The 20,560-nt window shown below is 53.9% G+C and carries 23 protein-coding genes; 19 read left to right on the forward strand and 4 right to left on the reverse strand.

Translation table 11 applies throughout. The features are described from left to right. Positions 1-509 precede the first annotated feature (509 nt). Both K239x_RS11805 and K239x_RS11810 read left to right on the forward strand, forming a co-directional pair. Positions 510-1,010 carry a hypothetical protein gene (locus K239x_RS11805; protein WP_145418154.1) on the forward strand — a complete coding sequence of 167 codons (501 nt, stop codon included), beginning with the start codon at positions 510-512 and terminating at the stop codon, positions 1,008-1,010. A gap of 24 nt (positions 1,011-1,034) precedes the next feature. Further along, positions 1,035-1,472 carry a hypothetical protein gene (locus K239x_RS11810; RefSeq protein WP_145418156.1) on the forward strand — a complete coding sequence of 146 codons (438 nt, stop codon included), beginning with the start codon at positions 1,035-1,037 and terminating at the stop codon, positions 1,470-1,472. A gap of 538 nt (positions 1,473-2,010) precedes the next feature. On the opposite strand, the gene K239x_RS11815 is transcribed toward K239x_RS11810, so the two are convergent. Beyond that, positions 2,011-2,205 (reverse strand): hypothetical protein, encoded by a 195-nt coding sequence (locus tag K239x_RS11815; RefSeq protein ID WP_145418158.1) that lies wholly within the window; start codon positions 2,203-2,205, stop codon positions 2,011-2,013. 322 nt (positions 2,206-2,527) lie between these two features. Between K239x_RS11815 and K239x_RS11820 the strand changes: the two genes are divergently transcribed. The 7 genes from K239x_RS11820 to K239x_RS11850 all read left to right on the forward strand — a co-directional run bounded on the left by K239x_RS11820 (position 2,528) and on the right by K239x_RS11850 (position 7,133). Then, positions 2,528-2,920, forward strand: a complete 393-nt coding sequence (locus K239x_RS11820; RefSeq protein WP_145418159.1) for a hypothetical protein — start codon at positions 2,528-2,530, stop codon at positions 2,918-2,920. A gap of 130 nt (positions 2,921-3,050) precedes the next feature. Further along, positions 3,051-3,389, forward strand: coding sequence for a hypothetical protein (locus K239x_RS11825; RefSeq protein ID WP_145418161.1), 339 nt, complete (start codon positions 3,051-3,053; stop codon positions 3,387-3,389). A 93-nt stretch (positions 3,390-3,482) separates the two neighbouring features. Next, positions 3,483-3,836, forward strand: coding sequence for a hypothetical protein (locus tag K239x_RS11830; protein ID WP_145418163.1), 354 nt, complete (start codon positions 3,483-3,485; stop codon positions 3,834-3,836). Positions 3,837-4,109: 273 nt separating this feature from the next. Next, complete coding sequence (locus K239x_RS11835; protein ID WP_145418165.1) at positions 4,110-4,901, forward strand: hypothetical protein; 792 nt, start codon at positions 4,110-4,112, stop codon at positions 4,899-4,901. A 113-nt stretch (positions 4,902-5,014) separates the two neighbouring features. Next, positions 5,015-5,437, forward strand: a complete 423-nt coding sequence (locus K239x_RS11840) for a hypothetical protein (protein ID WP_145418167.1) — start codon at positions 5,015-5,017, stop codon at positions 5,435-5,437. Positions 5,438-5,683: 246 nt separating this feature from the next. Then, positions 5,684-6,085 carry a cytochrome P460 family protein gene (locus K239x_RS11845; protein ID WP_145418169.1) on the forward strand — a complete coding sequence of 134 codons (402 nt, stop codon included), beginning with the start codon at positions 5,684-5,686 and terminating at the stop codon, positions 6,083-6,085. A 280-nt stretch (positions 6,086-6,365) separates the two neighbouring features. After that, positions 6,366-7,133, forward strand: a complete 768-nt coding sequence (locus K239x_RS11850) for a hypothetical protein (protein ID WP_145418171.1) — start codon at positions 6,366-6,368, stop codon at positions 7,131-7,133. A 15-nt stretch (positions 7,134-7,148) separates the two neighbouring features. On the opposite strand, the gene K239x_RS28490 is transcribed toward K239x_RS11850, so the two are convergent. Then, a complete protein-coding gene (locus K239x_RS28490; RefSeq protein WP_419189956.1) occupies positions 7,149-7,325 on the reverse strand; it encodes a hypothetical protein in 177 nt (58 codons plus the stop codon). A gap of 321 nt (positions 7,326-7,646) precedes the next feature. Between K239x_RS28490 and K239x_RS11855 the strand changes: the two genes are divergently transcribed. Both K239x_RS11855 and K239x_RS11860 read left to right on the forward strand, forming a co-directional pair. Beyond that, entirely contained in the window at positions 7,647-8,060 is a 414-nt protein-coding gene (locus K239x_RS11855) for a hypothetical protein (protein WP_145418173.1), read from the forward strand. 234 nt (positions 8,061-8,294) lie between these two features. Continuing rightward, positions 8,295-8,774 (forward strand): hypothetical protein, encoded by a 480-nt coding sequence (locus K239x_RS11860; RefSeq protein WP_145418175.1) that lies wholly within the window; start codon positions 8,295-8,297, stop codon positions 8,772-8,774. 169 nt (positions 8,775-8,943) lie between these two features. On the opposite strand, the gene K239x_RS11870 is transcribed toward K239x_RS11860, so the two are convergent. Next, positions 8,944-9,282, reverse strand: coding sequence for a transposase (locus K239x_RS11870; protein ID WP_145418177.1), 339 nt, complete (start codon positions 9,280-9,282; stop codon positions 8,944-8,946). A gap of 636 nt (positions 9,283-9,918) precedes the next feature. Here K239x_RS11870 and K239x_RS11880 point away from each other — a divergent pair. From K239x_RS11880 to K239x_RS28500, 5 genes are all read left to right on the forward strand, one after another. Further along, positions 9,919-10,956: a prenyltransferase/squalene oxidase repeat-containing protein gene (locus K239x_RS11880; RefSeq protein ID WP_145418181.1), complete on the forward strand. Its 1,038-nt coding sequence runs from the start codon at positions 9,919-9,921 to the stop codon at positions 10,954-10,956. Between the two features lie 638 nt (positions 10,957-11,594). Beyond that, positions 11,595-11,843 (forward strand): hypothetical protein, encoded by a 249-nt coding sequence (locus K239x_RS11885; protein ID WP_145418183.1) that lies wholly within the window; start codon positions 11,595-11,597, stop codon positions 11,841-11,843. Between the two features lie 58 nt (positions 11,844-11,901). Continuing rightward, positions 11,902-12,048: a hypothetical protein gene (locus K239x_RS28495; RefSeq protein WP_419189957.1), complete on the forward strand. Its 147-nt coding sequence runs from the start codon at positions 11,902-11,904 to the stop codon at positions 12,046-12,048. 101 nt (positions 12,049-12,149) lie between these two features. Next, positions 12,150-12,356 carry a hypothetical protein gene (locus tag K239x_RS11890; RefSeq protein WP_145418185.1) on the forward strand — a complete coding sequence of 69 codons (207 nt, stop codon included), beginning with the start codon at positions 12,150-12,152 and terminating at the stop codon, positions 12,354-12,356. A 103-nt stretch (positions 12,357-12,459) separates the two neighbouring features. Next, positions 12,460-12,636, forward strand: coding sequence for a hypothetical protein (locus K239x_RS28500; protein ID WP_419190084.1), 177 nt, complete (start codon positions 12,460-12,462; stop codon positions 12,634-12,636). A 643-nt stretch (positions 12,637-13,279) separates the two neighbouring features. Here the strand turns inward: K239x_RS28500 and K239x_RS11895 are convergent. Beyond that, positions 13,280-14,728 carry an FAD/NAD(P)-binding protein gene (locus tag K239x_RS11895; RefSeq protein WP_145418187.1) on the reverse strand — a complete coding sequence of 483 codons (1,449 nt, stop codon included), beginning with the start codon at positions 14,726-14,728 and terminating at the stop codon, positions 13,280-13,282. A gap of 516 nt (positions 14,729-15,244) precedes the next feature. On the opposite strand from K239x_RS11895, the gene K239x_RS11900 reads away from it, so the two are divergent. The 3 genes from K239x_RS11900 (at position 15,245) to K239x_RS11910 (ending at position 20,549) form a co-directional block, all read left to right on the forward strand. Then, positions 15,245-16,933 (forward strand): alpha/beta hydrolase, encoded by a 1,689-nt coding sequence (locus K239x_RS11900; RefSeq protein WP_145418189.1) that lies wholly within the window; start codon positions 15,245-15,247, stop codon positions 16,931-16,933. Positions 16,934-17,094: 161 nt separating this feature from the next. Beyond that, positions 17,095-18,537 carry a DUF1552 domain-containing protein gene (locus K239x_RS11905; protein ID WP_419189958.1) on the forward strand — a complete coding sequence of 481 codons (1,443 nt, stop codon included), beginning with the start codon at positions 17,095-17,097 and terminating at the stop codon, positions 18,535-18,537. A gap of 143 nt (positions 18,538-18,680) precedes the next feature. After that, entirely contained in the window at positions 18,681-20,549 is a 1,869-nt protein-coding gene (locus K239x_RS11910; RefSeq protein WP_419189959.1) for a DUF1592 domain-containing protein, read from the forward strand. The last annotated feature ends 11 nt before the right edge of the window (positions 20,550-20,560 follow it).

The following is a 20,560-nucleotide window of genomic DNA, read 5'->3' on the forward strand; positions in this document are numbered from 1 at the left end:
CGGTGATGTGTAACGTTCTGTCACTGACACTGACAGTGGCCGATCGATTGTTTGGCCACGACGTCTCCTTCGTTCGTCGATTTTGAGAGTTGGCCGTCTCGTTCTTGCAGTCGTCAACTGCTTGGTCGCGCGGATTTGATGTTGGCGTTGGATCATCGAACTTGCGGCGTGGATTTTGCACATTCTGTTGACGCAGTTACGCGGGGCTCGTTGTTTGGTCTTCGCTTTGATTGACTCGGTGCATCTTGGGTAACAAGTCTCGGATTCCCAGTGGTAGCAACGAACTTCCGGCAACGCCCTCACGCTTGGCAAAGGCAAACAACTCGCAATGCTGTTGCCAGTGGAACGGTTCTGATCGATCGAGTGTATGTTTGCCTCTTCGCGAAACTCGTCGACGGGGCAGGTGCGCGGTCAAAGCCAACGCCGGATTTGCATTTCGATTCGTTTCGGCGTTAGAATGTGAACTCAACCAAAACACTCTACCTGCCGCACGAAGGCAGGACAGAACCATGCGTTGGACACGAAGCAACGCATCGGACGTTTTGAAATGGAACATCAACCGCGCGTACTCGGTGATGTCGGACGTTATTTGTATTGGATGCGATCCAATGGCTGATCTCAAATCATACGGAATGGAGGCACTTGAGATTCACGCTGATCACTTGAATTCACTCTGTACGCCAGACACTGACGCTAGCGTCAGATACGACATGCTCGCAGACGCACTCGTATGGTCCGATGAGACAGGTTATTCTACACCTAATGATGTAATTGACGGTTTGCGGCAACTCCGACATTACCGCACTCACGTGATGCTGAATGACTCCGAACCCGAACCCGACGGCGATGTCTGGCTGCATTGTCGTTCTCTGTTTCCCAAGTGGGTTGGCTTTCTTCCTGCTCGACACAATCAAACGCCAGAGCTACTAACCATCTATCGACGTGGGGACGTTACCTCTCGCTGGTGTCTCCGGCAATTGGAACGCGAATCCCATGCGGAAGGCAAATAACCAAGTCGTGCACCGAAGGACCGCATGACGCGTTTACAAATGGAAACCACATTGGCGGTCCTCGGTGACGACCGCCGTTACCCGAATGAAATGAGCGACATCGTCGATCCTGCACTAGAAACTGACGAACGCATCGGTGTTGCACAAGAATCGCAGGCATGCGATCCAATGGTGCGTTGGATCAGCGTCTGTCGGCACCTACTGATCCCGATTGACTGCGTTGTTCTCGCGATGATCGCGTTTGCGATTCCACACGGCTCGGGTGTTGCGATTGCCAAATTTTGGCTCTACTTTTTCCCAGTCGCCTGTGCTGTCTGGTTGATTATTACCGGATCGGTTCAATCGAACCGGACCCAAATACCGAAACTCGTCGGGTTTGCTGGAGTTTCGACCGTGGCATCGCTGATTCATGTTCCGCTGTACTGGGCCTTTAAATTCTGGGACAATCTTGGGCAAATCTGAACATCACACGTGCGTTCGGAAATCGGGTAACCAGTGTGATGCACCGAAGTCCGGCTTGCGTGCATTTTGAAATGGAAGATCCACCGTCCGGACTCGGTGATCACGATCGTTACGTGATCGAATCGAACGGCTGACTCTTGGTCGTTGTGGTTGCTCTCAGCTCACTTCGGTTGCGCGTTCGATTGTTGCGCGGTCGGCAGGATTCGTGATTGGTGCGCGGTCGCTCATGCCGCAAAAGTTGCTCGGTCGATCTGACGCCGGAAACGCCAATGCCCGAGATTGATGCGCGTCTTCAATATCCGGATCAGAGCCGCTTGGTCTCGCATTTTTCTGGCCGGCATTTTTTTGCCACACTTCACCCTGAATCGTCCAGCCGTCGATGCGCGGTCAAACTTGCTCGGTCCTACTTCGGTCGGCTACAATACGGCCCAACGTCGATCGGACTGGCTGATCGGCCTCCGCTTCGCCAACGCCGCGTCACGTAACTAGGCCGTGCACCGAAGATCGCGATGACGCGGACTTTGACATGGATACCACACTACGCGATCTCGGTGACGTCTACCGTTCGCCGACGTAGGTACTTGCCATGCTCAATCGTGTCGTTAGCGGACCATACATCTACTCCGCATTCTGCGTTGTGTGTTGCGCCATCGGATTCTTCGCGTTTGGTCCCATCGGTTCCTTTGTGGCATACGGTGTTGGCGCTGCAGTCGCACTTTACGGTCTCATTCAACGTATCCGCCAGGTTTGACCAGCGGATTTACGACTCCGCCGGCTCACTCATCTGCCGCACGAACGAGTGCCTGATTCTGCGCCAGGTTCCACAAATGAGTTCGCGCACGCATTGTGAGCGCATGCCAGAATTCACTTTGCAGGCGGTCGATGCGCTTGATATATTTGGTCCACCGTCGTTTGTGATGGTTGACGCGACCCCGCTGCAATTGCGGCGAACCATGCCATCCACCGAAGTACGGCATCGGGTTCTTGCAAATGGAAAATCAATCGGCCGTACTCGGTGATGGCGGTCGTTCGTCGACACAGGTGCATGTTTTCATATGACGATCGAATGGGTTCCGACGTTTAAGGCGATTGCCTATGCCTTCGTCCTTAGCATGGTTCTCGGACTGGCGTTTGGCGTCTCAATTGCGGTCGTCTATCTCGTTGGTGGCGAGAGCGGAACAGCGATCTACGACACTCCTTTTGGCACTTTCGCCGGGTTGCTGATTAGCATTGCTCCGATTGTCATCGGAGCGCGGCATCTGGTTCACAGCGTCAGCACCCGTCCCTATTTGCATTGCCTGATTTTCGGGATCGCAAATCTGGCAATCTGCCTCGCGTTTTCTCTCTTTCCCTCCGAATCGCCAACTCGCTGGACCGACTATTTTTTTCTGGCCGCGCTGATTCCGATTGCGTTACTCACTTGTCATGTGACGCGAGATAGAATCTGATACGTTTCCCTACAACAAAACGCGACGAACCATGGGTTGCACATGAAGAACTCGAAAACGCGTTTTGGCAGTGGTTGCTCAACCGCTCGTCCTCGGTTAACCCGGCCGTTCTACGTTATAGATCTGATACATGTGCCGCCTTTCCCTTCCAATTGGTCTACTAAGCATCTGCCTTTTTTTTGCTGGCTGCGGATCGAAGGACGCAGACGAATGGACCGTAGTTGAAGTGCTGCCTGGTGGTTCATACGAGGAGACTTCTGAAGACGGTGAAGTCTTTGGGCACGTCACGGATGGCCTTAAGTGCGTAAGCGGAGGCAAGGCGATTTATCTGCACGTCGAGGACTTTTGTTTTCCGGCGGGCATTTGGCTTGACGATCGTTTCAAATTCTCGTGTCCGCTCGATGATGTGCCACACGACAAAGACGTGTATTATGCAACAGACGAGCATGTCGTCAAAATCACGCCATGACGTTAGCTTGCCTCAAGACTGCGTAGAACCATGTCATGCACACGAAGGACCGCATGACGTTTTTACAAATGGAAACCACATTGGCGGTCCTCGGTGATGTCCGCCGTTCTGTCATTTGTCTGTTGGACATCGCCGATGGTCTTTATCGATCCAAACGATCCGGAATCAGTCGAACAAGCGAGTGAGATACTCCGGTCACAAATCCATGTGTTCGTTGGCTCTTTAAAACGCGCGATTTACGCGTCTTGGCTTCGGTTAAAAGATGTCAATGCTGTTGAGACCATGTACCAACGCATTTTTACTCACGCAATGGATGATTTTCGACGTGATCCCGACGACTACATGCGTAGCCTTGAGACGGAACCTGCAGACGCAAGTGACCAGTCGACCGCAGATCCTACGACAACCATGAGGGCAAGTGAACAGCAGCTCCGTATTGTGTTGTAACTCATTTGGATGGGCCTACCGCCTGAACGACGGACCCCCGACGAACTTAACATTGCGATTCAGAAGATTCTGGATAGCGCCATGTACGGCGTACGCGGAGACGCGTTTGGGCTCAACAGCTGACTCTACCAACAGTCTCACCAGAGGCTGGGAAGACCGAAGACAGAACCATGACATGCACGGAAGGACGGCTTGCATGTCTTTTGAAGTGGATGATCAATTGTCCGTCCTCCGTGATGTCCACCGTTATGTGCTTAGAGAAAGGTTCTTCAGATGAAAAGTCGAACGACAGTCTTAATTCTCTTGGCCTGTTTTTTATTGCTCGGCAGAATTGCCGAAGCTCAGGATCCAAAGCCTGACGAGATCTGCCAGAGGTTGTTTGAGACCTATATCACACGGCAAGTGAAGATTAGTACCAAGACAGTCATGGCAGCTACGCACATTGTTGCCGAGCGAGGAAGGAACACAGGGTTTTGGAAAAACGTTCTGGCTGAACTTCGTAGTGAGAATTCGCAGAGTGAAATTGGATGCGTTCGAGTGCTTGGGAAAATGCTGGCAACGGATGCTTTGGCTCGCTACACAATTCGCAGACAGAAGGAGACTGGTGAGATTAGTGCCTGGTTAGCATCTGTGCGCCTTGGTCCGAACGTCGTTGCAGAACTTGTCCAACGCGGTGAGAAAGCTGACAGATCTAAACTGGATCATTACGTGGTCGCACTTGCACGTTCCAGAGTTCCTGAAACAAAGGAATTTTTGCAATCAGTTCTTCGTAACGATAACCGTTCAGACAGCGCGAAATTTCACGCGGCAGTTGGCCTTGCTCAATTGGCTGAAACCGAGGGGGTCGAGTGGCTAATTGCCAATAGTGAATCCAGTCAGGGGCACGTTTCGGTTGGAACCCCCAGAGGCGCAGCTCCAGGGGGTGCGCTCAGTGCTTGCAGCGTCGCCGCACTTCAGCAGTTATCGGACCAGAGGCTACAAAATAAATCAGAGTGGGAAGCATGGTTAAAAAACACGGACATCAAGCTTTTGTTGAACCGCGCTGTAGCGTTCACTGATCCCTAGGTGACCGCAAATAACAATGTGATTCACGCGAAGCCGGTCTTGCGCGTGGTTTAGAAAATGGATGATCAACCGTACCGGCTCGGTGATCACGGACGTTATCCGAGTGAAGATCCATGAGATTTCGTATTGCAAAACTCTTTGAACTCATCACCGTCGTTGCGGTTTTCTTCACCCTGCTTAAATACATTCCGCCGCTTGGGCTGATGCTTCCTTCGTTGTATGTTTCGTTTCTTGTCGTGACCCGTTCGATACACAACGGAAATACACAATCATCGACGCTGATGAAGATCGGTGCAGCTTCGGGAATCACTACGATGTATACCGTCGGATTGATTGCCATGCTGGCGTTGATTTTGCCCCCCTTTTTTGCGTCACAGGCGACTTCCGACTCGTCGTCATGGCTCTATGCTATCTTGATCGGATTTTTGCTTGGCTACGGTGCTATCGGTGCTTTACTCGGTGCTCTTATTGGGCAGTGGGCGGGAATGTTTGACCAATGGAGCGCGAGTCGAAAACCCACGCAAGCCGACGGATAACCATTGCATTCACCGAAGTCGGGCTTGCGAGGTTTTGCGAATGGACAATCGCCTTTCCCGACTCGGTGATGCTGGCTGTTACTCGACGAAGTACTCATGGCAACTCACTCGACTGTTCGCTGGCTCATTGCAGCAATATTGGTTGCCGCCTCCTTCACAGCGCATGCTGACTATGGTGACTCTTTACTATCGGATCAGGCAACTACAATCGATCGCCTAATTCGCATTACGAAGCATCCACATGAGATGGCTGATTCGACAGCCCTTCTGTGTCGCAAGCCAATCGAAAAGCCACACCAGATGCATGATGGATTTATCACTCCCGCCTACTGTCACGTCTACGTCTCAAAAGCCGCCGAGCCCTTCATGCGTTCTGGCGGCATTGACTATCTGGTCGGCTCACTGATCGTCAAATCCAAATTCCCAAAAGACCATCCCAATCGCGTTGAACTGTATACAGTCATGCGAAAGATGAAAGCTGGGTACGATGCAGACAATGGAGACTGGGAGTATTCGATTGTCGATGGGCGATCGCGTCGCGTTCACGCTCGCGGGAGGATAGACTCCTGCATCAAGTGCCATGCCGCTTACAGCACGACGGGATACGTCACACGTGCTTACATCGCGGAACCGGGCGAGAAACCATGAGATTCACCGAAGTACCGCATTAGGTTTTTACAAATGGAAACCACATGGGCGGTGCTCGGACAACGCCGCCGTTCTGCCACTAGGTTTAGTCTTTCTGTGATCGAGACATACGATGAATGGCTAACGCTTTCGGATGATGGCAGGCAGGCGTGCCTACGCAGATGGGATGCATTCACCCACGAGATGTTTTGGGTGCCCATGACGCTGGCGGAGAGTAGAATGCGGATAACCATGGTAGGCACCGAACGACCGCGTCGAACTTTTCCAGAGGGAAACCACGTTGGCCAAGCTCGTAATGTTGGTCGTTTACGCGACGAGGATTTGCGGCGTCGTCGCGAATGCTTTTGTTGCTTCGCTAGCCGTGCGCCCGATACTAGTTCGATTGAGTATGATGGCCGAGAAAAGCGTCGACATATTGCCTGACATTGATACGACTCCGAGAAGGCGTCGCGATGAGCATTCCGTCACCAAACGAATCAGTTCGCCTGCGCGGTATGTGCACATCGCGACTGGTATCCACTTCGTCGCGGGAATGCTGGTGGTTTGCGCGACGCCCGTGATATTGACGATCATCGATTCCAGTTCGGTAATTCTTCAACGCCATCACTTCAGTGTCGTGCCAGTAATTGGACTCGCGATGATGCTCTATGCTGCGTGTCTACCGGCGACGAATAGTCTGCTTGTCTCGACCGGGCTGATTTTGCAAACGCTAGCCATGGTTCTTGTGATTTTCTGCCAGATGGCGTGCGGTGTGGTTGTGGCCATGCTGAAGCCGGGGCGTCCCGTTCCACCGGGAATGGACGACAAGGAGTTGATGGCAGCAGCTCTGGTTCAGGGGTTCGCCACTGCGATCTTGATCTTGGCGACGGTCATTATGGTCACGACGATGCCGATGCTGGTTTCGCTTTGGATGGTCCGAAAGCACGTTTCGCTATCGCGTCGAATTTGGTTCACCGGGGCTACGATTTGGCTGAGCGGGATTGCTTTCTTTTTGTTCGGGACGTCGCTACTACTGGAGAAGGTGGTCGTGTTGGTCCGGACGACCTAGGCCGTTCATGCGCCGCTATTCACGCATTGGCGATAGCTTGGGGAAGGATGTGGTTTGCCGAAGTCGCGTGTCACGCATTTTGATGGAAAGCACATTGCCGCGACTTGGTGGTCGCGGACGTTCGTCGACGGACGTGATGCTTAAACTTGCTTCGCCTAGAAATCGAACGTCACCATCAAGTAGAACGATCACTTAATACGAATTTCGCTCGCCTCCCCAGGGAACGCCGTCGAATTTGCTGGGGCGATCTGCTTGGTTTTTCCACAATGAAGCGAGGCGAAACGTGCACTGGCCACTCGGCGGCATCGCCATGGGACATTTTTGAGGTGGGACTGTGCCTATGATGTGTACTCGTTGCGTGATGCACGCAGATTGATTGCTGATAACTCGCGACAAGCCAGAGCGTTCACCGAAGTGCGACATCGGTGTTATCTATCGGGAGCACCAGTTCGCGGTGCTCGCTGAACTCTTCCGTTTCCCGACATGGATGCCCAGCGCAGGCGCTAACGCGACATGCAACGCCGAATTGTGCTTACTGTGATTGCAATTCTCGCTTGTGTATTCGTGTGTACGTACGGTTGCCAATTCACCGACGCTGGTGTCGAACAATCGCTTCGCGCGGACCTTTCGATCTCAAGTTCACTTTCAATTCATCTGATTGACGTCACTTCGTTTCCTGCTGCGGGCGTATGGGGGCCGCGCCAAGAGGCTCTGTTCGTCACTTCAGGCGGTGCCAGGCATCGGCTGGCGCTGGCCTACCGGCACGAGGACGCCCCTGATGTCGAAGACGCTCGTTGGCAAATCGGCGAAGTAGGCGTGATGTATAGTGATGGGCATGATGAATGGGTAGTGTTTGAGAGGACATTCGATCATTTTCCTACGGGCAGCGAAATCAAGAGTTTTCGCGACTGGCTCGATCGATGGTAGCGCCTAGCAGTGTTGAGAACCTTGCCATTCACACGTCGGACGTCTTGGTGCTTTTACAAATGATAAATTTGCTCGTCATTCCCGGTCACGTTTAGCGTTCGTTGGTTAATTAAAGTGAGAAGACTGAATCTCAAGACGGTCGTGATCGTTGTCCCATTGATTGCTGCAGTTGTCTTTGGATGGGTGGCGATGCAACGTCGCGAAGCCGCACGGAAGTCTGAAAGCTTCTTCCGTATGCAATCGCGCGAGGGACGTCTGCTGGAAGTGCACCGGGTGATGCGTGACTTATCACCGGCACGCGCCGAAGCTCTGTTGCGAATGGCAAGTGAATCGCCGTGGGTTTGCTATGACGGCGACGCGCGATTGGTCCAAGTTCGGAAAGCAGCGATTGTCTGGGAGAAGGGGCCTCGAGACTATCTTTACCTCCAAAGTCTAAGAGAGCCTGGACATTGGTACGGATACAAGTTCCCTATCAACGCGAGCGTGGATTCCGTGTCGTTCGATGGCGACTTTCTGGGCATGGACGTTTCTGGAGAAATCGCTGAAGGAATCGTGATTTCCACAAGCAGCCCCGTCGCGATTCGCCTGCCATGGGCGCGCGGTTTGGCCACGCCACCTCAAGTACGGATCAAGAAGATGCTTCTTGCGTCATGGAGACAAAAGATGAAGAGTCAGCCTGCGTCCGGTGGATCAAGCGAGGCAGGTGCCGAATGACAATGACCAGCACCTTAGGTACTGTCCTTTAAGTACTTTTTGGCATTCTTCGTATTGCCGCGAGTTTGATGAATGCCAACTTGGAACCGAGCAGTTTGCCGTAACGAGTCGCGATACGGCGTGAGTCTATGTGCCAACCGATTAACCGTTCAAAGGTATTGCGTTTCCCTTAGCAGGCTCGAGCAAATTCTTCACTGACTGTCGCGTTCGATCGAGTGGGTGTGACAGCTTCGATTGAACGATGTTCAATCGATTCGCGAATGGCTGCGGATCGATAACCCTTATCGCCCGCAATTGCTGCAGACTGGTCTCGTAAAAAGTGAACGCTTGCTTGGTTATGTTCAAAAGAATTATCGCATTCTTGAGACTCGTTCCGCTGCCCACCGGCGGCAGTGATCGGCAATAGCGTCCCCCTGGCGTCTGTCATCACATGCAACTTGGTCGAGTAGCCTCCGTGAGAACGCCAGGAAGTATGTGCTTGGTCATTTTCTTCACAATGCCGTGCCATCTCCGAAGCCGCGTGATGAACTCGTATGACAGTACTTTCTACGCACCAAGCCGTTCGGTTGACGTTGCCGAGTTGGTCCACTCGTCGAAGTAGTTTGCGAAAGAGTTTGTCCCCAAGCACTTCTTTTCCCTAACGTCCGAATCGATTGCAAACCGTTTTCGATTTGTTGAATTCGTCGGGCAAGTCACGCTTGGGAGCCCCGGTCTGAAGAACCCACAAAACTCTGTTGATCAACTGAAGATGTTCGAGCCATGATCGAACCAAGGACGACCGCGACGAGACTTAGCATTAGATAGCGGATTGCGTTCAAAGCATCATCCCTGAGATCATTTCAAGACATTTGGCTTCCTCCTTGAGCCTCTTTGGTAGGTAATTTGGTAAGTTGCGGATTCGTGTTAACGACAGCGAAGAGCGATTATTGGAAAGTTCCTATGATTACACTTGTTCCAACCAGATGGACTTCGATGCGGGCGTTCACTTGATACGCGAACGTACAGTTGCAAGGAACGTTGGCATTCACGCGGAGCCCGGCGTAGGATACTTGACGATGGAAGCTACGTTAGCGGTGGTCGGTGTCGACCGCCGTGCAGCGGTCTGGCTATGCAGTGACACGAATGAAAGGGTTTACGTTGGGTCATGAAAACAGTGCTTGTCATCTTGATGTTCGGTGGCTTGGTGATCGGTGGCCTTGTGCAGCCGAGTTTCGCCGTGGATCTAGAGACCGCGGTACGGCGTGGGCTCAGTCGCGTGCAAGACGCGGCGGTCAACTGGCATTCGAACGAAGATTGCTTTTCGTGCCATCACCACACGCTTCCCATGCTGGCGGTTCAGCAGAGTGTTCGAGTCGGTTTGCAGTTGGATATCGATTGGATGAAGGTGCAGGCCGACGCCACGCATTCCTATTTTGAACAGCGTATCGACGAGATGAATGTCGGATCGCACGTTCCTGGCGGCGCTGCCACGGTTGGGTATGGATTGTGGGCGTTGAGCCTGAACGAGCACGCATCCGACGAGACGACCACGGCGATGGTTGAGTATCTGCTGCAGATTCAGGGCGTGGCGAGGCTGAAGAACGGTCGGCGTACGGAGATCACCAACGTGAATCGGGGACGCTGGATGGCATCCTGTCGGCGGCCGCCGTTGCAGGCCTCCATGGTCGGTGACACAGTCTTGTCACTGATTGGAATCGAACGGTACGCGGCCGAAGAACAAAAATCGCGTGCTGCGATCGCTCGTACGGACGCAGACAAATGGTTGGCGACTGTTCCGCTGATAACTTTGCAGGATCGTCTGTGGCGGCTGTGGGGACTGCATTACTTGGGTGGCGAAGACAAAATCAAACGAATTGTTCGTGACGCGATTTTGGCGGATCAACGGAGCGATGGTGGTTGGGCCGAAACAAAGGACCGACCTAGCGACGCCTTGTCGACGGGGCAAACGATCGTCGTGTTGCGTCACGCCGGGACAGCGGCCGACGATGCGGCGATCATTCGCGGTCGCGACTTTCTGTTGCGGACTCAACATGCGGACGGATCATGGAAAGTTGTGAGTCACACGAAACCGGTACAGCCGTTCTTTGACAATGGTGACCCACACGGCAAAAGTCAATTCTTGTCGGTAGCGGCTACCGCGTGGGCGACGTCCGCTTTGGTTCGGCTGATGCCGCTACAATAGCGCTGTTGATTCGCAACGTCACAGGTGCAAACCTTCGGAGTTCCGAAACGGACGTTAATCCAACGCGACAAATTCGCATTTGGGTCTTGTTGTCGCTGGGCATTTTGTTGGTGGCGGCAAGTGTGGCTTTGAGTTTTTGGCGAGTGAATTGTTCTGCCGCGGACTTGGCCCTAACGGTCGCGAAAATTCCCATTGGATGCAGGGTCGCTGAAGCGGAAGAAAGCATTGGGGTTGCCCCGCAGAGCTCACTGTAAGTGCAAGGTGTTTTCATGGGCCCAGTCACGTTTCTGACGTTTGCCAATTCGCTGGCAAAAGACTACGGCACACCGGAGTGGTACTCTTTTTAGATGTGCGCAGTGGGGGAGATTCGAGGGACGCTGGCGATTGATGCTGATGGCCGAGTGGCGAGGCATTGGTTAGGGCACGGGGTGGTGGGGCGAGTGACTGTTGACGAAAGACAGGCGGAGACGCAACTGTGAGACGTCACTAAGAGACGTCTAGCTGGGACGATTGTCATTCGCTTGAGCTTCTGTCATTTTGCGCGCCTTCCGAACTGGTCGCGTGTGCCCATCACTGACATGCCGGGGCGATCGTCGCTTGGGTCAGACTTTCACAGTTTTTGAAACAGGGGTGATGAGATGAGCCGCGATCCTGATCAGAGTGACATTCCGTACTATCGACGTTCTCGCCGTGCCGCATGGGTGGCAGCAGGCGTGTGCGGCCTGCTGGGGGCGACTGCGGCAGCCGAGACGCAACATGACCACGGTTTTGCCGGCCTGAGTTTGACCGTTGGGTTTCTGTCTTTTGTTTGGGGCCTGGATTATCACCGGCGTCTGGCAGCGATTGCCGACCGATTCAGTGCGAAACAGATCGGCGGGTCACGATGAGGTGAAGCGTTCGTTGGTCTGTTCGTCGAAACATCGCTTCAAAGCCGATGGCACTCCCATGCATGAGAAGCCTGACGTGAAGGCGCTTTTCGGTATTTCGATTGATCAAATTGGCATCTTGGTCATTGCCGTTGAGCGTTTGGCGTTGAGCGTTTGGGGGATCGTGGTTGCAGAGGCAGAGTTCTTTGGTGGTGTTCATGGCTAGGTCGCAACTCGCTAGATTAGGCGTCAGTTGATTGCGAACATCAATTTGACGATTTAGCCCCAGTATTTGCTGACGACACTCGCCACGGAAGCGTCGAACGAATGACCAATCGACAAAAGAACGGTATCGGGTGCCTGTTGCTTGCCGCGGTACTGAGCTGTGTCGCAATCAATAACGTGATCATTTCGCCAGCCATTCCGGTGGGCGATGCGTCAGGTCTAGGTGTCAGCCGGCTTGTCGGTGCGTTTCTTCCACCGCTAGTGTTGCTCACGCTCGGACTGTGGCTGTTTCAAAAGCCAAAGAAATGAAGTTGGAGACGTGATGCCTGAAGATTCAATTGGTTCTCCGTACTCGCCACCGACTGAGGTGGATGCGTCTGCCCCGATGCCATGCCCCAGTTGCGGAGTGATGATGGATTGCGGTGACCTTGCGTCGGGATCCACGATCCGGTGGCGAAGCAGCTCCGCGGGGGCGATTGAGCATCTGATTTCAGGCGGCACTAAGCTTGGTGAGACCAAGCCAGGGTTTGGCTACCGGCTTGCTGCGCACTATTGTCATTCGTGCCGTCTGTTGAAAGTGCAGGCGTGATCAGCAGAAAATAGAAAACAAGCAGTAGTTTGTTCGTTGCGGCGAAACTCTGAGGCTCATACGTATCAAGATTGAAAACTACCATGGTCCATCGCTCCCTGTTGTTGTCCATCATTACGATCTGCCTGTTGTTGCCGGGGTGCGGAAATCCGCGCGATCAGGATGAAACAGATGGAAATCCTCCGGTTTTGCAGAGGAGCTTGGTGAGCTGAATGGGAACTTGAGAACGCTGAGCCAGCAGGCGTCTGATTTGATCGCGAGTATGCCGGAGGCACACTTCTACCAGTAATGAGAATTACTCGCTTTGGGAGAAGAAGCTGACTGACACGCGAAGCTTGGTTCGCTGCGAGCGGTTCAATGCCAATGTGACCGTCCGGGTTGGCAACATGGTGGACGACGTTGCCGAGCTTGCGCAGGAGCGCGGGTTTGCGCACTTTCAACTGAAAACATTTAACAGCGATGACGACTGGGTAATGACGTTCTTGCAATCAACGGAAGGTAGAAGAGGCGCGGTTTTTGATGTAAAGAAAGTTTTGCAAACGCAGTAGACCCCGTAGCACTACTTCGTTGCAGTTTTGCGCCGTTGGAATCTGAGATGGGCGGCAACGAAATGCTCTGACGTTATCGACTGTCGCGGCAACAGCTAGATGCAGTACTCGACTGTTTCGCGTGGTGCGACGGGCATTGGTTCGAGTTCTAGCATGGCCTGCGCGACTTGCATGGCTTGGCCGCGAAGTTCAGGTACGGCGACGGTTTCCCAGAGCGTTCCCTTTAGGATGGGGCCGATTGCATACAGGAACGATGACCGATTGCCGGTTCCGTCGAGAACGACGAAGTCATCGTCGATTGCGATGCCCATGTCCATTTCATCGACTTGGGCCAATCCTCGCTGGAATAGGTTGTGGTAGAGCGGCAAACCACTGTCGGAAAAACGAGATTTGGGGCCGGTGCAATTGATGACGTAATCACCGCCGATGATTCGCGATTCGCCGTCGGTCGTCGTCAGCAGCGCGTCGATGGTGGTCGCTCCGGAGGTGAGCGATTCAATCATGGCGGGAACGATTTTGAGTTGTCCGCAGTCGAGCGAGTCGGTGACGGCGTCGTGGATCGGCCCTGCAATCCGGTGCCGAATGACGTTCCACTGCGGAGCGTATTGTTTCAGGAAGGTTTGTTTTTCTTTGACGGACAAGCGTTTCCATAGTTGCTGTGTGCGGCCGCGCAGTTTGTCGACGGCGATGGCGGGATTTTGACTGACGCCTCGGAGACGTTCGCAGTCGGCACGCACCAGTTTGGAGAGTTCATTTAAGCTAAGAGACTGGTCGTTTTCGGGGATCACGGAAGGCCATTCGATTCCGCGAAAATGTCGTTGCGGCAACATGCCGTTTCGCGAGATTGCGGTGATGCGTCCGTTCCAGCCTTTTTCGCGCAGCGTCACGATGACATCAACTGCCGTCAAACCCGTGCCGAGCAGAACGATGTGTCCGTCATTGTCAGGCAAGTGCTGATGCCAGTCTTGCCAAGGGTTTCCACAGTAGCGGCGATCATTTGCCAGCCGGTCCGCGCCGGGGAGTCCGGCGGGAGGTTGGTTGCCGGTGGCCAGCAAGATGGAGTCGGCCTGCAACGCCTTTCCGCTGCTGAGATGGACGATGCCGCCCGTTTGGGAGCTGCCAGTTTCCGAGCCATTGTTAGTCGCTTCAATATCGATGGCCGAATCGTCGATGACGTTGCATTGCACTTGCGAGCGAGGATCAGCTGGTCCCATGAAGTGCGTGGCGAGACTGCGAACATAGTCGCCATAGATCTGGCGCGGGATAAAGGTCTCGTTGAGCTCATTGTCCGTCATTGCATCGAATTCGCACCGTGACCGAAGCCAGTCGAAAAAGTGGCTGGGATGGTCCGGAAACGCAGACATGTTGCGTGCAGCAACGTTGAGCAGATGTTCGCGGCGTGTTGTTCCGTAGGCTGTTCCGCGACCGAAGGGGCGGCCGGAATTGATGACGACGACCCGTTGAGGAGTTTGCGCCAAGCGGATCAAGTTAACGGCTGCCAGAGTACCACTGAATCCTCCACCGATGATGGCTGTTGTCTTCATAGAGTTCGTTCGAAGGTGAAGGAGAGGGAGGGCGAGTTGTAAGTCGGCGATCACAGATGAAAACTTTTGAGCAGAAGGACGACAGAAAACGGCGTGACGCATCCTGACACGTTTATCTGTCCCGCATTGAACTCAAGCAAGCCCACGTTCGGCGGTCGAAACAGAAACTACGTGGGTTCGCCCGTAGAGCAATGCTTTGTGTTTTGCCCGGCCCTTGCCATGGATTTTGCCGACAGTTGGCACTGGGGATTTTCCTGCCCGTTTGCCTTGGCGTCGTGGCGAGTCGTTTGATGTGTCAGCGCTGTTTCTGCCGATCGGTTGCGGCGATTGTGCTTGAGCGGGCACGCCTGATTGAGATGCGTTATGACTTAGGGCCGCTGTTCGACATCCAAGAGTAGAATGCGATGCTGTTGTGGTTGCCAATGAAGAACTGCTGGCATGATCAAATCAGCGGTCGGGCCGGTCACAGACCTGATGATCTGATGCATAAGACAACTGAAGGACCTTATTGAGAGTATGAAATCTAGCAAGATCCGATCTGCTCTGACTCGTTGGGCTTCAAGGTTAGTCGCTTCGTTTTCGGTGGTATCCAGCGCGCTGGGGCTGCAGTTTTTTTCCGCTTCGTTGACCCCGTCGCTTTTGCCGCGCCCTCCCGTTTTGCAGGGCATCCTTGGCGGCGTATCGTTAATCGTGGGCTATGCGATTGCGAAGACATTGATCGCGTTATGGCGATTTATGCAATTGCGTGAATTTGGCCAAGTGACAGCGAGACGAATATCGCTTGCGCTGTTGGTTGGGATGGGACTGGCCACCGCGTTGACGTTGTCGCGCATGACGGTTTGGCAAAATTCGATCCGCGAGCGGATGCAGATGCCCGACGTCGATTCTTCGTACCCGTTAAGCGTGCTAGCGACGTCGATCGTTGTTGGCATCGTCCTGCTACTGTTGGGACGCGCAATCTGGATGATGATTCATGCGTTTTCGGTTCGGCTGCGTTCGATCATGCCGCCAAGAGTCGCTTTGGTCGTATCGGCAGTTGTTCTGGGGTTTGCTCTGCTTAGCTTGGTCAATGGTTTGGTCGTGAAGACAGCTTTGCGCGGGATGGATGAAGCGTTTGCCGCGATCGACCAAGCGACATACGACGAACTTTTGCAGCCCGTGGATTCGTTGGAATCGGGAAGTGAAGAGTCACTTATCCGTTGGAGTGACATTGGTAAGAACGGCAAGGTGTTTGTGAGCGATGGCCCGTCACGCGTCGAAATAGAAGAGCTGACCGCGCGACCGGCGATGAAACCGATTCGCGTTTACGCAGGTTACAACACGAGTGATTCGCTGGATCAACGCGCCGAGACGGCTTTGGAAGAATTGATTCGCGTTCGTGGTTTTGAACGTAAGGTGCTGGTGATTGCTACACCGACGGGAACGGGATGGCTGGACCCGTCGTCGGTGGACCCGCTGGAATATTTGCACAACGGAAACATCGCGACTGTTTCGATGCAGTATTCGTACCTGCCGAGTTGGCTGACGATCATGGTGGATCCGGATCGGTCACGTCATGCCGCCAAAGCACTCTTTCGACACGTGTATTCGCATTGGAGTTCCTTGGATCAGAAGACGCGTCCCAAGCTGTACCTGTTCGGGCTGAGCCTGGGGTCGCTTGGTAGCGAAGCGGCTCTTGATTTTTACAATCTGATTGGCGACCCGATTGACGGGGCTGTGTTGAGCGGTCCTCCTTTCCCCAGCACGATGTGGCCCGAATTGGTTCGTGATCGCGAGCCGGGAACACCCGCGTGGCTACCGCGTTTTCGCGACGGCGAATTGATTCGATTTATGGATGGGAAAGAGTCGTCGGCAGAAGAGCCCCATGCTGATTGGGGAGTCATGCGGATTGTTTACTTGCAGCACGGCAGTGATCCGATGGTTTGGTTTTCACCGTCGTTGGCATGGCACCAGCCAGCTTGGCTCCTTGGGGAGCGGGCACCGGATGTGTCGCCGTACTTTCGATGGTTTCCGGTCGTCACCTTCTTGCAAGTCGGATTTGACGTCCCTTTGGCGACGAGCGCACCTCTGGGATATGCTCATAACTATTCACCCTCTGAATACATTGACGCTTGGGTCGAAGTGACTTCTCCGGCGAAATGGACGGTTGAGGACACAGATAAGTTAAAAGCCAAGTACGCCGATTTTGATCCGTCGCCAATTTGAGTCGACCTCGGTAAGGGCCTAGTCAGTTAGTCGCACGGCTGAACTAGCGGACGCGGAAGAACGATTGTTGCAGTACAATGATTCTCTGGCCGGCAATTCGACGACTTGTCGCGTCGTCCCACCCAGAACGCTTTCTTCCTCCCTTGCCTAGTTCGTTTGCCATGCAGAAAACCGCACGCCCATCGAAACGTCTGTCGCGCCGTACGCTGATGCGTGGTGTCGGTGCCGCGGTCGCTTTGCCTTGGCTGGAAGCCATGACGGCCACGAATGCGATTGCGATGACACCCGCCAAACCGCCCGTGCGTCTTGGCTTTTTTTATGTTCCCAACGGCGTCAATATGGAACAATGGCGTTGCGGTGACGCGGGGGAGATCAGTGAACCATCCAAGATCCTGCAGCCGTTGGTTGACCACGGCGTGATGAATCGCACGGTGGTTCTGTCGAATCTTGAAGCGAAACACTGCAAGGGCCCGGGAGCGGGACACGAGCCTGCGGGCGGTGGTTTCTTGGTTGGCAAGAAGTGCAAACACAGCGAAGAGCCCGAAGTGGGGGGCGTGAGTGTCGATCAGCTGGCGGCGCGAGAGATTGGGTTTGGCACGCCGATTGATTCGCTTGCCCTTGGTGTTGATCCCGGGCATCGTGGCGATCATGGATTTAGTGGAAGCTATCTGTCGCACATTTCATGGCGAAACAAGACGACGCCGGCTGCTTTGGAACTGAATCCGCGGAAACTTTATGATCGGCTGTTTCGGGGGCGAAAACCACGTCAACCCAATTGGGGCGAGTCACCGTCGCTTACGAAGTCGGCTGAGCTGGATCCGATCGAAGCAAGTTTGCTGGATCTGGTTCGCGACGATACTCGATCGCTACAGCGGCAACTTGGCTTTGCCGACCGCCGTCGCTTGGAAGAATACCTAGATGGTCTGCGCAGTATTGAGCGACGGATCGAGTTGTCGGAACAAGATTCTGGTTCGCATCACAGCGAGTCCTTCGACAAAGATCCGGCCAATGTGGCGCTCCATGCCGGCGAATCGTTGTCCGATTTGCCCAACTTGATTTTTCCAGATGGTCGCGGGATTCCGAAAGTCTACGGCGATCACGTGAATTTGATGCTTGATATTTTGACGTTGGCGTTTCAAACCGATACGACGCGAGTCGGGTCGTTCATGTTTAGCTACGAAAAATCAGGTCGGTCGTATCGCGAAATTGGCGCGCCGGGTTCGCATCATTCGACTTCGCATCACCAAAGCAAAGCGGACAAACTTGCTGAACTGACCAAGATCAATACTCACCACATGGAATTGTTTGCGAGGATGTTGGATCGAATGTCAAAAATCAAGGAAGGCGATTCAACCCTGTTGGACAATGTCGCGTTGCTGTATGGCAGCGGCATCAGCGACGGGAATGAACACAATCACGATGATTTGCCTGTGATGGTATGCGGTGGCGGCGGTGGAGCAATCCAGGGGGGACGGCACGTGGTGTTTGAAAAGCCCACTCCACTCTGCAATGTCTACGTCGACCTGTTGCAAACGGTCGGCGTCGAGAAGAACGAATTTGGAGACAGCACGGGGCCGACGGAAAAGTTGTCGGGCTCGGCATGATGCGCAGCAGGATGGATGACCTAAATTGCGTACGGCGTAGATTTAGCGGGGACCGTGCGAAGTTGGTTTTCGGTATGCGTCGTTTTGTGCTAGTTCGTGGTTGCGTTGTCGTTTTCTTAGCTTGGTGTATTACGTGTGCCGGCGTGCGATCGGGATGGGCGCAGCCCGGGATGGAGAAGGATCCGCTGTCGTTTGATGCGCAAATTCGGTCGATTGTGCGATACAATTGCTACGGTTGCCACAATGACGACGAGGCCAGCGGCGAGGTCAATTTGGCCCGCGACGAGAATCCTGGTTTGCTTAGGAAGCACCGCAAGACTTGGATCAAAGTCAGAGAAGTGGTTGAGTCGCGCGAGATGCCACCTGATGACGAGCTGTCTGACGATAAACGCGAAAAGCTGATTGCGTACCTAGACAAAACACTGGATCAGATTGACTGCGAATCATTCGCGAACCCTTACACGACGACGGCGCGGCGATTGACACGAATCGAGTACGAGCAAACGGTGCGTCGACTTACCGGTTTGGACTTGATGCTGACGGAAGATTTTTCCCCGGATCCCGTCAGCTTTGGGTTTGCCGGTTTGGGAGCGACGGTGGGGATCTCGGAGGTTCAAGTCGAACAGTACGCTGACGCGGCAAAACGAATCACGACGGCGTTGCAGGAGAGCCGCGAAACCGAGTCGCGGGCGTTTGACAATTGGTTCGGTCAAAGATTGCGGCATCATTCAAAGACCGATCTTGAGGCCAAGCAGCAGACGCAGCATGCCGAACGAGTGTTGAGGAAGTTTGCGAGTGAAGCGTTTCGACGACCCGTTGATGAGTCTTATCTGCAGTCGCTGATGCGCGTCTATGACGTCGCGCGGCGACAAGAGCAGGATGAAGTGGCTGCGATTGCAGCAGCGATGCGAGGCGTGCTGATGTCCCCGCGATTCTTTATGCGGATTGAACAGAGCCGTGTCGATGCACCTGAGGCTTACCCGGTCGATGATTTCGATTTGGCAACGCGGCTGAGTTTTTTTTTGTGGTCGGGACCGCCCGATTCGGTTTTGTTGAAGCTGGCCGGCGAAGGCAGAATCAATGATGAACGTGTGCTGCGGAAACAAGTAAGGCGAATGCTCCGCGATGAGCGCGTTGTTGAGGGACTGGTGGCGAATTTCTTTGGCCAATGGCTGCAGCTGAATCATATCGATCAGCACACCGTCAACGTCGATCGGTATCCCGGATTTGATCAAGCATTGCGTACTGCGATCTCGGGCGAGCCGAGAAGAGTCTTGACAGAAATGGTCCGCAAGGATTTGCCAGTCATCACGCTCATCGATGCGAAGTTTACGTACGTCAACCAGCGATTGGCGAAGCACTATGGTTATCCATTTTCGGAAGAGTCCGACTCGGAGGGTTTCGTTCGCATTGCAACGCCTGATCGCCGGCGAGGAGGTTTGCTGACGACAGCGGCACTGCTGATGCTGACTTCGGATCCCGGTCGTACGAATGTTCCCCGCCGCGGTAATTTTGTTGCAGGCACTTACTTTGGCGATCCCCCACCGCCTCCGCCGCCGGGGGTACCAGAGCTTGGCGAGCAAGCCGATTCAGGTGATCGGCCACTGCGTGAGTTGTTAGAAGAGCATCGCAAAAATCCGGCTTGTGCATCGTGTCACGCCAAGATGGACCCGTTGGGATTTGCACTTGAGAATTTTGACGCGACGGGCCGATGGCGTACTGAAGACGCGGGGGCAAATATCGACGCTAGCGGCGAACTGTCGAGTGGTGAGACCTTTGCAGGCGTGATTGAACTGAAGGATGTATTGTTGCGAAACAAATCCAAGCTGATCAGGCACATGACAGAACGCATGTTGGTATACGCTTTGGGCCGATCGCTGCAAACGCAAGACGAGTGTGTCGTCCGCGATGCTGTCAGCGCCGCAGATTCCCACGGCGATAGATTGTCGGCGATTGTGGAAACGATTGTGCTAAGCTTTGCCTTTCGCAATCGCTTCGAGACGTCTTGGTAAACGATGGTCGC

The sequence above is a fragment of the Stieleria marina genome, from assembly GCA_007741555.1.
Classification (GTDB): Bacteria; Planctomycetota; Planctomycetia; order Pirellulales; family Pirellulaceae; genus K23-9.

Bases quoted from the DNA above. Each gene is read 5' to 3' on its own strand.
- K239x_RS11805 (WP_145418154.1), top strand. From the start codon at position 510: ATGCGTTGGACACGAAGCAACGCATCGGACGTTTTGAAATGGAACATC.
- K239x_RS11810 (WP_145418156.1), top strand. From the start codon at position 1,035: ATGACGCGTTTACAAATGGAAACCACATTGGCGGTCCTCGGTGACGAC.
- K239x_RS11820 (WP_145418159.1), top strand. From the start codon at position 2,528: ATGACGATCGAATGGGTTCCGACGTTTAAGGCGATTGCCTATGCCTTC.
- K239x_RS11825 (WP_145418161.1), top strand. From the start codon at position 3,051: ATGTGCCGCCTTTCCCTTCCAATTGGTCTACTAAGCATCTGCCTTTTT.
- K239x_RS11835 (WP_145418165.1), top strand. From the start codon at position 4,110: ATGAAAAGTCGAACGACAGTCTTAATTCTCTTGGCCTGTTTTTTATTG.
- K239x_RS11840 (WP_145418167.1), top strand. From the start codon at position 5,015: ATGAGATTTCGTATTGCAAAACTCTTTGAACTCATCACCGTCGTTGCG.
- K239x_RS11845 (WP_145418169.1), top strand. From the start codon at position 5,684: ATGGCTGATTCGACAGCCCTTCTGTGTCGCAAGCCAATCGAAAAGCCA.
- K239x_RS11855 (WP_145418173.1), top strand. From the start codon at position 7,647: ATGCAACGCCGAATTGTGCTTACTGTGATTGCAATTCTCGCTTGTGTA.
- K239x_RS11860 (WP_145418175.1), top strand. From the start codon at position 8,295: ATGCAATCGCGCGAGGGACGTCTGCTGGAAGTGCACCGGGTGATGCGT.
- K239x_RS11870 (WP_145418177.1), bottom strand. From the start codon at position 9,282: ATGGCACGGCATTGTGAAGAAAATGACCAAGCACATACTTCCTGGCGT.
- K239x_RS11880 (WP_145418181.1), top strand. From the start codon at position 9,919: ATGAAAACAGTGCTTGTCATCTTGATGTTCGGTGGCTTGGTGATCGGT.
- K239x_RS11885 (WP_145418183.1), top strand. From the start codon at position 11,595: ATGAGCCGCGATCCTGATCAGAGTGACATTCCGTACTATCGACGTTCT.
- K239x_RS28495 (WP_419189957.1), top strand. From the start codon at position 11,902: ATGCATGAGAAGCCTGACGTGAAGGCGCTTTTCGGTATTTCGATTGAT.
- K239x_RS11890 (WP_145418185.1), top strand. From the start codon at position 12,150: ATGACCAATCGACAAAAGAACGGTATCGGGTGCCTGTTGCTTGCCGCG.
- K239x_RS28500 (WP_419190084.1), top strand. From the start codon at position 12,460: ATGGATTGCGGTGACCTTGCGTCGGGATCCACGATCCGGTGGCGAAGC.
- K239x_RS11895 (WP_145418187.1), bottom strand. From the start codon at position 14,728: ATGAAGACAACAGCCATCATCGGTGGAGGATTCAGTGGTACTCTGGCA.
- K239x_RS11900 (WP_145418189.1), top strand. From the start codon at position 15,245: ATGAAATCTAGCAAGATCCGATCTGCTCTGACTCGTTGGGCTTCAAGG.
- K239x_RS11905 (WP_419189958.1), top strand. From the start codon at position 17,095: ATGCAGAAAACCGCACGCCCATCGAAACGTCTGTCGCGCCGTACGCTG.